Below are 15862 nucleotides of genomic sequence, written 5' to 3' on the forward strand. Positions count from 1 at the left end.
TTGCGTGCGGCCTCTAAGGTGGCCTCGTTCGATCGGGAGCTCGTAGACAATCTATTTTCGTTCATGAGGCCCGATGGCCTCACCATTACCGAGGAGACGGAGACTCACTACGACTCGCTCGAGAGGCATTGGGCCTGGCAGATTCGTTCGGAGACGTTCTACTCGGAAATACCCTTCGGGCAGCGGCAGCAGTTCGATACCGAGCTACGCGCGGCCATTTCCGAGTTGGGCGACGATCGCGGCATCCCTTATACGCGGCGCAGCTTCCACGTACGCTATCGCCACCGCGATCGCGCCTTCTCGGCGCCCCCCTCGTGGTGGGCCGATGGCCGCAAGGACGAGCGGCCCACCTTTCTCTGGACGGTCGCCGCCGAGACCGATCGCGAGCTCCGCGCGGGCGCCGCCGAACTGGCAGCGGATCTCGAGAATGGGCGGGAGAAGCCTGCGCAAGATCTCTGCGCGGTCGTCCATGGAAAGGGCGACGCGCGGCGGTACCGGGCCGCGGTGGTCGCAAAGGACGCGGCGGCGCTCGTGTCGGGCCTCGGAAAAATAGCCGGAAAGCGCGTTCCGCCTCTCGGGGCGTTCGGGGTGGTGAAGCGGCGTCCCGTGATCGCGTTCATGTTCAGCGGCCAGGGCGGCGACCTGACGGGCGCGGGGCGCGCGCTGTTCGAGAAGTGCGCCACGTTCCGGGGAGGGATCGAGGCGTGCGCGCGTCACGCCGACGCGTGGCTGAGCGCGCCGCTGGTCGACCTTATGTTCCGAGAGGGCGGCCCGAGTGTCCCGGACTCCGCCGAGAACCAGATCATCCTTTTTGCGCTTCAATATGCGCTCGCCAACACATGGCGATCCTGGGGCGTGCACCCGCACGTCGTCGTCGGACATAGCCTCGGCGAATATGCGGCAGCCTGCGTGGCCGGGGTCTTTTCCCTGAGTGACGCGCTGCAACTGGTCGCGGCGCGCGGCCGCGCCATGCGCGAGTATGCCATCCCGGGATCCATGCACGCCGTGCATGCGAGCGCCGAGCGGATCCGTCCCGTCCTCGACGGTCATGGGGGACGGATCGTCGTGTCGGCGTTCAACGCGCCGGGCAGCGTGGTGCTCTCCGGGGACCCGAACGAGCTCGCGGTCGTTTCGAGCGAGCTCGGAGCCGTGGGGATCCGAACGAGACCGATGCGCGCTCCCCATGCCTTTCACTCGCCGCACATGCTGCCGGCGGCCCCGCCGCTGCGCCGGGTGTGCGAGGCGGTGGCGTACTCCGCGCCGCAGATCGCGTTCGTCAGCACGCTGCACGGCGGGCGCGAGGTGGAGGCGTTCGACGCCGAGTACTGGGTGCGCGAGATGTTGGAGCCCGTCCAGTTCATGGACGCGGTCGACGCACTCGCGCGGCGCGGGGTTTCGGCCTACGTGGAGATCGGCCCCGAGAGCACGTTGAGCAAGCTGGTCGCGCAATGCCTCGGCGATGCGCCTTCCGTTTGCATTCCATCGCTGGACCGCGAGGATGATCCGCCTACGGCCGCCGATGCCCAAGGTGGCGACAGCGGCAGCTGGTCGCGGTTGCTCGCGGGCCTGGGGGCGCTCCACGCGCAAGGGGTTGCCATCGCTTGGGAGCGGTTCGCGCCCGACGTCTCGCATCGCATCGTTCGGCCGTCGGCGGATCTACGCGGCGGGTCGTCGCAGTCCCAGGCGGGCGAAGCGGCGGACCCTGGCTCCAACCCGGCGCACGATGAATCGGGCGCTTCGACGTGGCTGCGGCAGCTCACGGCGGTGGCCGCGGGCGAGAGGCTCCGAGTGGCACGCCGGCTCGTGTTCGCGGAGGTGGAGGAGCTGCTCGGGCTCTCCGCGCAAGGCGCAGCGCGCGGGACTTCGAAGGCGAGCAAAATCGATGCAGATCGCACGGGTCTGATGGAGCTGGGGCTGCGTTCCGTTCAGATGGTCGCACTGGCGAGGAAGCTCTCCGATCGGCTCGAGCAGCGGGTATCGGAGACGATCGCGTTTTCGTACCCCAGCGCCGACCGCCTCGCGCGCTTCGTGCTCGACGCGCTCGCGCTGGAGTGGGTGGACGATACCGTGGTGAAGAAGCGCGATCGGTCGCGCGGCGGGCTTGCGGGCTCGCGCGCGAGCGACGAGCCGGAGCCCATCGCCATCGTCGGAGTCGGTTGCCGGCTCCCGGGTGGGGTCGTCGATCTGAATGGATTCTGGAGCTTGCTCGACGCGGGCCGCGAGACGGCGCAACCGATTCCTCCAGAGCGCGCCGCGATGGGGGGGTGGCCCGACGCCGAAAAGGCGCGCCCGGCCGAAGCGCGGGCATCGCTGCTCGGCGAGGTAGCCGATTTCGACGCGTCGTTCTTCGGTATCTCACCCCGGGAAGCGCAGAGGATCGATCCCACCTACCGGCTCTTGCTCGAGGTGTGCTGGGAAGCCCTCGAGAACGCCTCCATCGTCCCCGCGACGCTCGTGGGGAGCGAAACGGGCCTCTTCATGGGGATCGGTCCCTCCGAGTACGAGGCCGTGCGACCGCAAGCAGCGGCGCCGAACGACGTGGACGCCTATTCCGGGCTGGGAACGGCGCCCAGCGTGGCCGTGGGACGTATCTCGTACGTCCTCGGCCTCCGGGGCCCTTCGTTCGCCATGGACACGGCTTGCTCGTCGTCGCTGGTGGCGATCCATCTGGCGTGCCGGAGCTTGCGCGGCGGCGAATGCGACTTGGCCATCGCCGGCGGGGCCTCGCTGATCCTCGCGCCCGGCACGTCGACGTGGCTGGCGAGCACCAACGCGCTGGCCGACGACGGCCGGTGCAAGACCTTTTCGGCGGACGCCGATGGTTACGGGCGCGGCGAAGGATGCGCGGTCGTGGTCCTCAAAACCCTCCGCCGAGCCCGCGCCGACGGCGACCGCGTGCTGGCGTGGATCCGCGGCTCGGCCATCAACCATGATGGCGCGAGCGGCGGTTTGACCGTCCCGAGTGGGAGCTCCCAAGAGGCGCTGGTGCGGCGTGCCCTCGAGGACGCGGGGTGCACGCCGTCGTCGGTGGCGTACGTCGAGGCGCACGGAACGGGGACGCCGCTCGGCGATCCGATCGAGGTCGAAGCCCTGAACGCCGTCTACGGTCGCGGGCGAGCGGCGACCGAGCCGTTGTTGCTCGGATCGGTGAAGACCAACATCGGGCACCTGGAGTACGCCGCGGGGGTTGCAGGTCTGCTCAAGACCGTCGTCGCCCTGCAAAGAGGACGAATTCCAGCGCACCTCCACGCGCATGCGCTGAACCCACGCATCGCCTGGGACGATGTTCCGCTCGCGGTCGTCCGCGAGCCGGCATCGTGGCCCGCGTGGAATGTCCCCCGGCGCGCCGGGGTCTCTTCCTTCGGCCTATCGGGCACCAATGCCCACGTCATCCTGGAGCAAGCTTCCGGTGGAGATCCCGCCGAGGCGCCGCGCTCCACGGCGGAGGAGCCGGAGTCCTTGCCGGTGCTCCTTTCGGCCAAGACGCAGGACGCGCTGCGCGCGCAGGCGGGGCGGTTGCGCGCGCACCTCAAGGCCCATCCCGATCTCGACCTCGTCGACCTCGCCCATTCCCTCGCGACCACCCGTTCGCACTTCGAGCATCGCGCCGCGGTAGTCGCGCACGACCGGGCGATCTTGATCGATGCGCTCGCGGCGCTGGCCAAGGGCGAGCCCTCGAAGAGCTCCGTGGTCGGGCGAGGCGATGGCGACGGCAAGGTCGTCTTCGCCTTTCCAGGGCAGGGTACGCATTGGCGGGGCATGGCCGCGTCGCTGCTCGCGAGCTCCCCTGTGTTTCGGGAGCAGATCGAGGCGTGCGAGCGTGCCTTCGCGCCCTATGTCGATTGGTCGTTGCAGGGCGTGCTCACCTCCCCGGAGGGCACCCCCTCTCTGGACCGCCTCGCCAACTTGCCGCCGGTTCTCTTCGCGGTGATGGCGGCGCTGGCGGCTCTCTGGCGGTCGATGGGGGTCGAGCCCGACGCCGTCGTCGGCCACAGTCAGGGCGAGATCGCCGCGGCCTATGTCGCGGGCGCCCTCTCGCTGGAGGACGCGGCCAAGATCGTGACCCTGCGCAGCCGGGCGCTGACCAAGCTCTCGGGCAAGGCCTCGATGATGACGGTGGAGCTGGGGGTTCGCGAGGTGGAAGGCTACATCGCGCCCTTTGGCGATCGGCTCGCCATCGGCGCCATCAACAGCCCGCGGGCAACGTTGGTCGCCGGCGAGCCGGGGGCCATCGACGAGCTTTTGGCGAAGCTCGCGGACGAGGGCGTCTATGCGCAACGCGCGCGCGGGGATCATGCCTCGCACTGCGCGCAGGTCGAGGAGCTCGAGGAGGAGCTCGTGTCGGCCATGGCGGGCATCACGCCGCGCGCGTGCCACGTCCCCTTCTACTCCAGCGTGGCCGGCGCCCGGATCGAAGGGACCGAGCTCGATGCCGGCTACTGGTACCGAAACATGCGCTGGACGGTGCGGTTTCAGGACGTAACCGAGCGCCTCTTCGCCGACGGGCATCGATTCTTCATCGAGCTCAGCCCGCATCGCGCGCTCACCCTGCCCCTGCATGAGACGATCGAAAACGTCGGCGGCACGCCCGTGGTGGTGGGCTCCTTGAACCGCGGTGATGGGCGCTTGGCGAGAATCCTTCTCAACTTGGCGGAGCTGCATACCCGCGGGCTGCGCGTGGACTGGAGCGCGTTCTTTCGGCCTTGGAAGCCGCGCCGCATCGAGCTGCCCACCTACGCGTTTCAACGCGAGCGCTTTTGGCTCGATGCTCCCCGCGCGCGGCACGCCGACGTGGCCTCGGCCGGGTTGGCTCCGGCCGATCACCCGTTGCTCGGCGCCGCCGTCGCGCTGGCGGACTCCGATGGCTTTCTCTTCACCGGCCGCCTGTCGCTCGCCGAGCACCCGTGGCTCGCGGGGCATCAGGTCTGGGGTACGGTGATCGTGCCGGGTACGGCGTTCGTCGAGCTCGGGCTCATGGCGGCCCACCGGGTCGGGCTCGATCGCATCGACGAGCTCACCTTGGAGACACCGCTCGCGTTGCCCGATCACGGGGCCGTCCTCGTGCAGCTCTCGGTCGGCGCCCTCGACGAGGCAGGTCGCCGGTCGTTCACCCTCCACGCGCGCCCCGAGGAGGCGCCCGAGGATGCATGGTCGAGGCACGCGCGCGGCACCTTGAGCGCAGACCGCGGCGCGAGCGAACGACACGATCTGCGCGCTTGGCCTCCGCCGGGCGCCGCGGCGTTGCCGCTCGAGGGTCTCTACGACCGTCTGGCCCGAGCTGGGATCGGCTACGGCGCGGAGTTTCGAGGGCTCGAAGCGATCTACGAGCGCGCGGGCGAGCTCTTTGCCGATGTCGTGCTCCCAGCCAACCTCGCGCGGGAGGCCGGGCGCTTTGCGCTTCATCCCGCGCTCTTCGACGCCGCCTTGCATGCGCTCGTGGCCGAGACCGTTCACGACGCCGCCGATGTGCGGCTACCCTTCGTGTGGAACGGTGTGTCGGTGCACGCGGCCAGCGCCACCCTGCTACGGGTTCACCTCGTGCGCAGCCCCGAAGGCGCCATCTCCCTCACCCTCGCCGATGCCGCCGGCGAGCTGGTGGCCCATGTCGAGGCGCTCACCACACGTCCCTTGTCACGGGAGCAATGGCGCGATGCGCTTGGAGCCCCGGCCGACGCGCTTCTGCACGTCGGGTGGACCGAGGCGGGTGGCCCTTCGGACGCGAGCCCGAGCCGGGAGGTGCGCCACGAGGCGACCGCGGCCCGGCCGGAGCGCTGGGCGTTCGTAGGACCCGATGCCCTGGCGGCGATGGCGGCGCCCCTGCAAGACGCCGGGACGCTCGAGCACCATCCCGATCTCGCGTCGTTGCGCGATGCGCTCCGCGAGGACGCCACCTGGCCCGACGTCGTCGTCGCTCCCTTCGTCGCGGGCTCCGCGGCGGATCCGAGGGCCGCCGCCCACGAGGCCACGGAGCGCGCGCTGGCGTTGCTGCAAGCGTGGCTCGCGGACGAGCGCCTCGGCGCCTGCCGCCTAATCGTGCTCACCCGGGGCGCGGCCCTGGCGCCTTCCGATCCGAACGTCTCCGATCTCGTTCACGCGCCGCTTTGGGGCCTGGTGCGCGCAGCCCAAACCGAAAATCCGCACCACGCCATCTTCCTGGTGGACATCGACGGGACGGAGGCGTCGGCGCGCGCGCTCCCGACCGTCTTCGATGCGGGTGAGAACCAGGTGGCGCTTCGCCGCGGGGCGCTGCTCGTGCCCCGGCTGGGCCCCGCACGCGCGAAGGACGCGCTGGGCCTCCCGGCGACCCCCGCGTGGCGCCTCGACGTGACGACCAAGGGCACCTTGGAGAGCCTCGCGTTCGTCCCGCACCCGGAGGCCATGGCGCCGCTGTCGGCCGGGCAGGTGCGGGTCTCGGTTCGCGCGGCGGGACTCAACTTCCGCGACGTGCTCGATGCGCTGGGGATGTATCCGGGCGACCCCAAACCGCTCGGCGGTGAGGGTGCCGGGGTGGTGCTCGAGGTAGGGCCCGAGGTGACCCGCGTGTCGCCGGGCGATCGGGTGATGGGGTTGCTCCCGGCGGCCTTCGGACCCATCGCCGTGACCGACCATCGCCTGCTCGTTCGTGTGCCGGCGGGTTGGTCGTATCGCGAGGCGGCCGCGGTTCCCGTGGTCTTTCTCACGGCCTACTACGCGTTGGTGGACCTCGCGCGCCTCGGCCCCGGAGAGCGCCTGCTGGTGCACGCGGCCGCGGGCGGTGTGGGCATGGCGGCCACGCAGATCGCGCGCCACCTGGGGGCCGAGGTCTTCGGCACCGCGAGCCCCGGCAAATGGGGCACCTTGCGCGGATCGGGCTTCGATGAGGGTCGCATCGCGTCTTCGCGTTCGCTCGATTTCGAAGCTCACTTCCTGCGCGTCACGGGCGGACGGGGGTTCGACGTGGTCCTCGATTCGTTGGCGCGCGAGTTCGTGGACGCCTCGCTTCGCCTCTTGCCCCGCGGCGGCCGTTTCATCGAGATGGGGAAGACCGACATCCGCGTCCCGGAGACGGTCGCGGCCGACCATCCCGGCGTCACGTACCGCGCCTTCGATCTCTTCGAGGCCGGCCCCGAGCGCACCCAAGAGATGCTCGTGGAGCTGGTCCGCCTCTTCGAGGCCGGGGTGCTTCGTCCCCCGCCCATCACGGCGTGGGACGTGCGCCATGCGCCCGAGGCGTTCCGCACGTTGGCGCGCGCGCACCATGTCGGGAAGCTGGTGGTGACCGTGCCACGAGCGCTCGATCCGGCGGGCACGGTGCTCGTCACCGGTGGGACCGGGACCCTGGGAGGCCTCTTGGCCCGCCACCTGGTGCAACGGCACGGCGCAAAGCATTTGCTCCTCGTTTCGCGCCAAGGACCCGCAGCCCCCTCGGCCGAGACGCTTGCGCGCGAGCTCGAAGGTTTGGGGGCTCGGGTGACGGTGACGGCATGCGACGTCGCCGACCGAGAGGCGCTTCGAGCCCTGGTGGCCTCGATCCCGACCGCCCATCCTTTGACCGCGGTGGTCCATGCCGCCGGTGTGCTGGACGATGGGATCGTGGGCGCGCTGACCCCCGAGCGGCTCCACGCAGTCCTGCGCGTCAAGATCGATGCGGCGCTGCACCTGCACGAGCTCACGCAGGGCCTCGATCTGTCCGCGTTCATCCTCTTTTCATCCATCGCCGGCGTGGTCGGCAGCCCCGGCCAAGCGAACTACGCGGCGGCCAGCGCATTTCTCGATGCGCTCGCGCACCATCGCCGGGCGCAAGGGCTGCCCGCGCTCTCGCTCGACTGGGGCTACTGGGCCGATCGGAGCGGGTTGACGGCGCATCTCAAGGGCGCCGATCTGCAGCGCATGGCCCGAGATGGCCTGCGCCCTCTCGCGTCGTTGGAGGCGCTCGCCCTGTTCGATGCGGCCCTCGGCCGGCCCGACCCGACCCTCGTGGCCGCGCGGTTCGATGTCGCGGCGCTGGGCAAGCAGGACCGAGCCGCGCTGGCGCCCATCTTCCGATCCATGGTGCGCGCGAACCACGCGATCGGTGCCCGGCCGCTCGCCTCCAACGAGCGGACGCCCTCGTCGCTCGCGCATCGCTTGCTTCCCATGTCGCCCGAGGACCGAGAGCGCACGCTCCTCGATCTCGTCCGCGCCGAAGTGGCCAACGTCCTCGGCATCACGCCTCCGAGCAGCATCGCCACGCATCGGCCGCTGCAGGAGCTGGGCCTCGATTCCCTGATGGCCGTCGAGCTCCGAAATCGCTTCGCCGCCCTCACGGGCTTGCGCCTCCAAGCGACCCTCCTCTTCGATCACCCGACGCCCCGCGGGCTGACCGAGCTCCTGGCGAAGAAGCTCGTTCCACACGACGCCGAGCCTCGCGTCGCCATCCTCGAGGAGCTCGATCGCTTCGAGCGCTCGCTGCTTGCGACCACCGCCGACGATGCGCTGCGCGCGAAGGTCGGTCAGCGCCTGCGCGCGCTGCTTGCGACATGGAGTGCGCCCGCGGACAACGGTCACATGGACTTCGACGCGGCCAGCGACGAGGAGCTGTTCGCGAGGTTCGACAAAGGTTTTGCCGAGGTGAAGCCATGAGCGAGAACCGCTCCACGGAGGAGAAGCTCCGCACATACCTCAAGCAGGCCATGACGGAGCTTCAGGATACGCACGAGCGCCTGCGCGCCGCCGAAGAGAAATGGCACGATCCGATCGCCATCGTGGCTATGGGATGCCGCTACCCGGGCGGCGTGCGCTCCCCCGAAGATCTCTGGGAGCTGCTGCGCGAGGGGCGCGATGTCATCTCCGGCTTCCCGCAGAATCGCGGCTGGGATCTCGACGCGCTTTACGACCCCGATCCCGACGCGCACGGCAAGTGCTACACGCGCGAAGGCGGGTTTCTTCACGACGCCGATCTCTTCGACCCCGCCTTCTTCGGCATCAGCCCCCGCGAGACGCTCGCCGTCGACCCGCAGCAGCGCCTCTTGCTCGAGACCTCCTGGGAGGTCTTCGAGCGCGCAGGCATCGATCCGGCAACTCTGGAGGGCTCGCGGACCGGCGTCTTCGCCGGTGTCATCTACAACGATTACGGTGCTCGGCTTCCGAGCGCACCTGGCGATCTGGAGGGTTACATCGACTTGGGCAGCGCCGGGAGCGTGGCCTCGGGGCGCATCGCGTACACATTCGGATTTCACGGTCCGACCGTCACCGTCGACACGGCCTGCAGCTCCTCGTTGGTCGCCATCCACCTCGCCTGTCAGGCTTTGCGTCAGGGTGAGTGCTCCCTCGCGCTCGCAGGTGGCGTCACGCTCATGGCGACGCCCGCGCCCTTCATTTCGTTCAGCCGCCAGCGTGCGCTCGCCCCCGATGGTCGGTGCAGGTCGTTCTCCGCGGAGGCGAATGGCTCGTCGTGGGCCGAGGGCGCGGGCATGCTGCTCTTGGAGCGGCTGTCGGATGCCACCCGAAATGGGCACCCCGTTTTGGCGGTGGTGCGTGGCTCCGCAGTCAATCAAGACGGCAAGAGTCAGGGGCTCACGGCGCCCAATGGGCCGGCGCAAGAGCGCGTCATCTTGCAGGCGCTCGAGAGTGCACGCCTCACTCCCGCCGATGTCGATGCCGTCGAGGCGCATGGTACCGGAACGACGTTGGGCGATCCGATCGAGGCCCATGCGCTCTTGGCGACCTACGGGCGGGCGCGACCGCAGGAACGCCCGCTCTGGTTGGGGAGCCTCAAGTCCAATGTCGGGCATACCCAGGCGGCCGCCGGCGTGGGCGGTGTGATCAAGATGGTGCTGGCGATGCAGCATGGTCTGTTGCCGAAGAGCTTGCATGCCGGCAATCCCTCTCCGCACATCGATTGGGCGGCGGGGGCGATGCGGTTGTTGAATGAGTCGGTTGCTTGGTCGGAGAATGGGCGGCCGCGGCGCGCGGGTGTTTCGTCGTTTGGCGTCTCGGGGACCAATGCCCATCTCGTGCTCGAGCAAGCCGCGGCGGGTGAATCGTCTGCGCCGGGCGTGGCGGGTGAACAGGCGGCGGCGGTGTTGCCGGATTTGCCGGTGGTGTTGTCGGCCAAGAGTGAGGGCGCGTTGCGCGCCCAGGCCGAACGGCTACGGGCCCACCTCGTCGACCATCCCGACCTCCGGCTCGCCGATGTCGCGTACTCCCTCGCCACCTCCCGCTCGCACTTCGAGCATCGTGCCGTGCTCGTCGCTCGTGACAACGTTGCTCTACGCGACGACCTCGATGCCTTGGCGCGCGGTCAGTCCACGGCGCGCCTCGTCACCCATCCCAGTACCCATTCGGGCAAACGCGTTTTCGTCTTCCCGGGGCAAGGTTCTCAGTGGCGCGCCATGGCGCGTGCCCTGCTCGACTCCTCCCACGTCTTTCGCGACGAGCTGCAAGCTTGCGAACGCGCCTTCTCCCCTTATGTCGATTGGTCGCTGCTCGATGTCTTGCGTGGCACCGCGGATGGTGGCGCAGACGGCGCCGACAGCTGGATGGATCGCGTCGATGTCGTGCAGCCGGCGCTCTTTGCCGTCATGGTCGCGTTGGCCGCGCTCTGGCGCGCTTGCGGGGTCGTGCCCGACGCCGTCGTCGGCCATAGCCAGGGCGAGATTGCTGCCGCTTACGTCGCCGGCGCTCTGTCGCTCGAGGACGCCGCCAAGATCGTCACCCTCCGCAGCCAGTCGCTCACCCGCCTCGCCGGCAAGGGCGCCATGGCCGCCGTCGAGCTCGACGTCGATGCGCTGCATGCCTACTTGGCACCCTTGGACGACCGCATCTCCATCGCCGCCGTCAACGGTCCCCGCAGCACCCTGATCTCCGGCGACCCCGACGCCGTCGATGCCTTGCTCCGCGAGCTCGACACCGCCCACGTCTTTGCGCGCAAGGTTCGCGTCGATTACGCCTCCCATAGTCCTTACATCGATGCCGTCCAGGCCGAATTGCTCTCGCGGTTGGACGGCCTTTCGCCTCGCTCGGGCGCCATTCCCTTTTACTCCACCGTGACCGGCGGCCGCCTCGACGGCGCATCGCTCGATGCGGACTACTGGTACCGGAACCTCCGGCAAACCGTCCTTTTTGCCCAGGCTACCCAATGCCTGCTTCAAGACGGCTACCCGTTCTTCATCGAGAGCAGCCCCCACCCCGTGCTGACGTTGGCCCTCCACGAGACCGCGGCCCAGGCTCAGGTCCCGGCGACGGCCGTGGGTACACTTCGCCGCGATCAAGGCGACGCCGCGCGCTTTCTTCTCTCCTTGGGCGAGCTGCATGCCGCCGGTCTGCCCGTCGATTGGCAACGCTTCTTCCAACCTTGGGCTCCTCGCCGGATCGCCCTGCCGACGTACGCCTTTCAGCGGGAGCGATTCTGGCTGCAGGCACGGTCGTCGCGGCAGGCCGACGTGGCCTCGGCCGGGCTTACGTCCGCCGAGCACCCCCTGTTGGGGGCTTCGACGGCGGTCGCCGATTCGGGCGGGTATCTCTTCAGCGGACGGCTCTCGCTCGCGGAGCACCCGTGGCTTTCGGGGCACCGGGTCTTCGATTCCGTCATCTTGCCCGGAACCGCCTTCGTCGAGATGGCGTTGGTCTCCGCCCACCGCGTCGGGCTCGATCGCGTCGAGGAGCTCACCCTGGAAGCGCCCCTCGCGCTCCCATCCCACTCCCCAAAGGCCGCCGTGCTCCTCCAGCTTGCCGTCGGCGCGCCCGATTCGACCGGGCGACGCTCGCTCACCTTCCACGCGCGCCACCACGATGCGCCCGAGGATGCCTGGACCCGACACGCCAGCGGCTGGCTTGCTCCCGATGCGTCGGCGAGCACGTTGGCGCAGAGCAACACTGCAGAGGGCTTCCCCGCGTCCGCCGCGGCAAACGACTTCGATTCCCAGTTCGAGGTCGATCTGCGCGATTGGCCTCCCCCGGGGGCTACACCCTTGGCGCTGGAGGGCCTCTACGAGCGCCTCGCCGATGCCGGCCTCACCTATGGCCCCGACTTTCAGGGCCTTCGGGCCGCCTTCGAGCGCGACGGCGAGCTCTTTGCCGAGGTCGCTCTACCCGAAGATCTGGCCGAGCAGGCCCGCCGTTTCGTTCTGCACCCGGCCCTCTTCGATGCCGCCTTGCACGCGCTCTTCGTGGGGGCCCATGGCGCGGTGCCGGATATCGCTTTGCCTTTTGCGTGGAGTGACTATTCAGCGCGAACCATCGGCGCGCCGGCCGTGCGCGTGCGCTTTCGGCATTTGGCGGATGGTGGCGTTGCCGCCGACGTAGCCGATGCGGCCGGTGAGCCGATGGCTCGGCTCCGAGGCCTCGCCAGCCGGCCGATATCCCCCGAGAGGTTCCGGCACGCGCTCGCGCCCGATCCGCTGTTGCGCGTCGAGTGGACGGAGGTGAACGATGCCTCGCGCGAGCGGCTCGAGGGAGAGCTGCGCGGTGCGCACGGAGCGTCCTCGGCACCCCGGCACTGGGCCGTGCTGGGCGACCCTTCATGGGCTCCGGACTTGGTGCAGCTTCACCCGTACGCGGATCTCGACTCGCTGCGCGACGCGCTCGAACGGGGCGCTGCGGTACCGGACGTGGTCCTCGCTCCGTTCGTCGCCCCACATGAGGATGAAGATGTGATCGGCGCCGCCCATCACGCCACGGCCGGCGCACTCGCGCTGCTCCGAACGTGGCTCGCCGAGCAGCGCTTTGCGTCCTCTCGTCTGGTTTTGCTCACCCGAGGCGCCATCGCGGCACGCCCCGAAGACGAGGTGTCCGATCTGGCGCATGCTCCACTCTGGGGGCTCGTGCGCTCGGCGCAATCGGAGCACCCGGACGTCCCCATCGTCCTCGTCGACACCGACGGCACCACCGCCTCGGGTCCCGCGTTGTTCTCCATCGTCGATCCGCGGGCGGTGCCCCCGGGGCTCGACTCCGAGAATCAACTCGCCGTGCGCGAAGGACGATGCTTCGTACCGCGTCTAGCGCGACGGGCTCCGCCTGCGTCATCCGCGTCGTCCACGGTGTCCGCATCCTCCGCGCCTCGGCTGCTGGATCCCGAGGGCACGGTGCTCATCACGGGCGGCACCGGTACGTTGGGGAGCCTTTTGGCCCGCCATCTGGTGCAAAACCATGGGGTCAGGCACCTCCTTCTCGTCTCGAGGCAGGGACCTGCGGCGCCCGGCGCGGAGAGGCTCGCGGGTGAGCTCGAGGAGGCCGGCGCTCGGGTGCGCCTCGCGGCGTGCGACGTGGCGGATCGGGGTGCCCTTCGCGAGCTCGTGGCATCCCTCCCCGACGAGCGTCCACTGACCGCGGTGGTGCATGCGGCGGGCGTGCTGGATGACGGGGTCCTCGGCTCGCTGACGTCCGAGCAGCTGCACTCGGTTTTGCGCGTGAAGCTCGATGCCGCATGGCACCTGCACGAGCTCACGAAGGCGCGGGAGCCCTCGGCGTTCGTGCTCTTTTCCTCGCTGGCGGGCGTCTTCGGCAACCCCGGTCAGGCCAACTACGCGGCGGCGAACGTCTTTTTGGACGCGCTCGCCCACCATCGGCGGGCGCGGGGGCTGCCGGCGCTCTCGCTCGACTGGGGCTACTGGGCGGACACCAGCGCATTGACGGGGCAGCTCACCGACGCTGACATTCGACGCCTTGCCCGGGGCGGTTTGCGCTCGTTCTCCTCGAAGGACGCGCTCGCCCTCTTCGATGCGGCCCTCGCCCTGCCGGATGCGACGCTCGCGGGCCCGGACGCAGCCCTCGTGGCCGCACGCTTCGATTTTGCGGCCCTCGGCAAAGGAGCGCCGCACGAAGGCGCCTTGCCTCCATTGCTCCGGGGTCTCGTGCGAGCCATCGCGCCGCGACCCTTTGCCTCGAGCGAACGGGCGGCCTCGTCGCTCCAGCAACGTCTGCTCGCGTTGCCGCCCGACGATCGCGGGCAAGCCCTGCTGGCGCTCGTGCGCGCCGAAGTCGGCCGGGTGCTCGGCATTCCTTCGTCCGGCACCCTCGAGCCGCATCGGCCGCTGCACGAGCTGGGGCTCGATTCGCTGATGGCCCTGGAGCTGCGCAACCGCCTCTCCGCCGCCACCGGGCTGCGTCTGCACGCCACCGTTCTCTTCGATCATCCCTCGCCGGCCGCCCTCACGCGCTTTCTCTCCACCCTGCTCCTCGACGGCGTCACGGCGCCTTCTGCCCTTCGCCGCACCCGAAGCCTCCCCCGAACCGCCCCCATCGAGGACGACCCCATCGTCATCGTGGCCATGGGATGCCGCTACCCGGGCGGTGTGCGCTCCCCCGAAGATCTCTGGGAGCTGCTGCGCGAAGGGCGCGATGCCATCTCCGGCTTCCCGCAGAACCGCGGCTGGGATCTCGACACGCTTTACGACCCCGATCCCGACGCGCACGGCAAGTGCTACACGCGCGAAGGCGGGTTTCTTCACGACGCCGATCTCTTCGACCCCGCCTTCTTCGGCATCAGCCCCCGCGAGACGCTCGCCATCGATCCCCAGCAGCGCCTCTTACTCGAGACCTCCTGGGAGGCCATCGAGCGCGCGGGCATCGATCCCGATTCGCTGCGCGGCTCGCAGACCGGCGTTTTTGCTGGGGTGATGTATGGCGACTACGGTGCGCGGGTCGGGCATGCGCCGGACGATCTGGAGGGCTACCTCGTCTTGGGTAGCTCCGGGAGCGTCGCCTCGGGGCGGATCGCGTACACGTTCGGACTTCACGGTCCGACCGTCACCGTGGATACCGCCTGCAGTTCCTCGTTGGTCGCCATCCACCTCGCCTGCCAGGCTTTGCGTCAGGGTGAGTGCTCCCTCGCGCTCGCAGGTGGTGTTACCGTCATGGCTTCGCCGGGCCTCTTCGTCGCCTTCAGCCGGCAGCGCGGGCTCTCCCCCGACGGTCGATGCAAGTCGTTCTCCGCGGAGGCCGATGGTGCCGCGTGGGCCGAGGGCGCGGGCATGCTGCTCTTGGAGCGGCTGTCGGATGCCACCCGAAATGGGCACCCCATCTTGGCAGTGGTGCGTGGTTCCGCCGTCAATCAGGACGGTAAGAGCCAAGGGCTCACGGCGCCCAATGGGCCGGCGCAAGAGCGCGTCATCTTGCAGGCGCTCGACCATGCTCGGCTGACCCCCGCCGATATCGATGCCGTCGAGGCGCATGGTACCGGGACCACCTTGGGCGATCCCATCGAGGCCCATGCGCTCTTGGCGACCTACGGGCGGGCGCGACCGCAGGAACGCCCGCTCTGGTTGGGGAGCCTCAAGTCCAATGTCGGGCATACCCAGGCGGCTGCTGGCGTGGGCGGTGTGATCAAGATGGTTTTGGCGATGCAGCATGGCGTGCTGCCCAAGACCTTGCATGCTGGCAATCCTTCTCCGCACATCGATTGGGCGGCGGGGGCGATGCGGTTGTTGAATGAGTCGGTTGCTTGGTCGGAGAATGGGCGGCCGCGGCGTGCGGGTGTCTCGTCCTTTGGGGTGTCGGGGACCAATGCCCATCTCGTGCTCGAGCAAGCGCCGGGTGTACCGTCCGTGCCGGCGGGTGAGTCGGCGGTGTTGCCGGATTTGCCGGTGGTGTTGTCGGCCAAGAGTGAGGGCGCGTTGCGCGCCCAGGCCGAACGGCTACGGGCCCACCTCGTCGACCATCCCGACCTCCGGCTCGCCGATGTCGCGTACTCCCTCGCCACCTCCCGCTCGCACTTCGAGCATCGTGCCGTGCTCGTCGCTCGTGACAACGTTGCTCTACGCGACGACCTCGATGCCTTGGCGCGCGGTCAGTCCACGGCGCGCCTCGTCACCCATCCCAGTACCCATTCGGGCAAACGCGTTTTCGTCTTCCCGGGGCAAGGTTCTCAGTGGCGCGCCATGGCGCGTGCCCTGCTCGACTCCTC

General features: G+C 69.5%; 2 protein-coding genes (1 of these 2 only partly in view). Both read left to right on the plus strand.

Annotation, left to right across the window (positions count from 1 at the left end):
- Positions 1 to 8601, plus strand: a complete 8601-nt coding sequence (locus tag LZC94_20435) for an SDR family NAD(P)-dependent oxidoreductase (GenBank protein ID WXB19581.1) — start codon at positions 1 to 3, stop codon at positions 8599 to 8601.
- On the plus strand, positions 8598 to 15862 hold the beginning of the coding sequence (locus LZC94_20440) for an SDR family NAD(P)-dependent oxidoreductase (GenBank protein WXB19582.1). Its footprint extends 9058 nt past the window's final position; 7265 of the gene's 16323 nt are visible here — the first part of the coding sequence; it begins with the start codon at positions 8598 to 8600; its stop codon lies beyond the right edge, outside the window. Before LZC94_20435 ends, LZC94_20440 begins: the two co-directional genes overlap by 4 nt.

This window comes from Sorangiineae bacterium MSr11954 (genome assembly GCA_037157815.1).
Lineage (GTDB): Bacteria > Myxococcota_A > Polyangia > Polyangiales > Polyangiaceae > Pendulispora > Pendulispora albinea.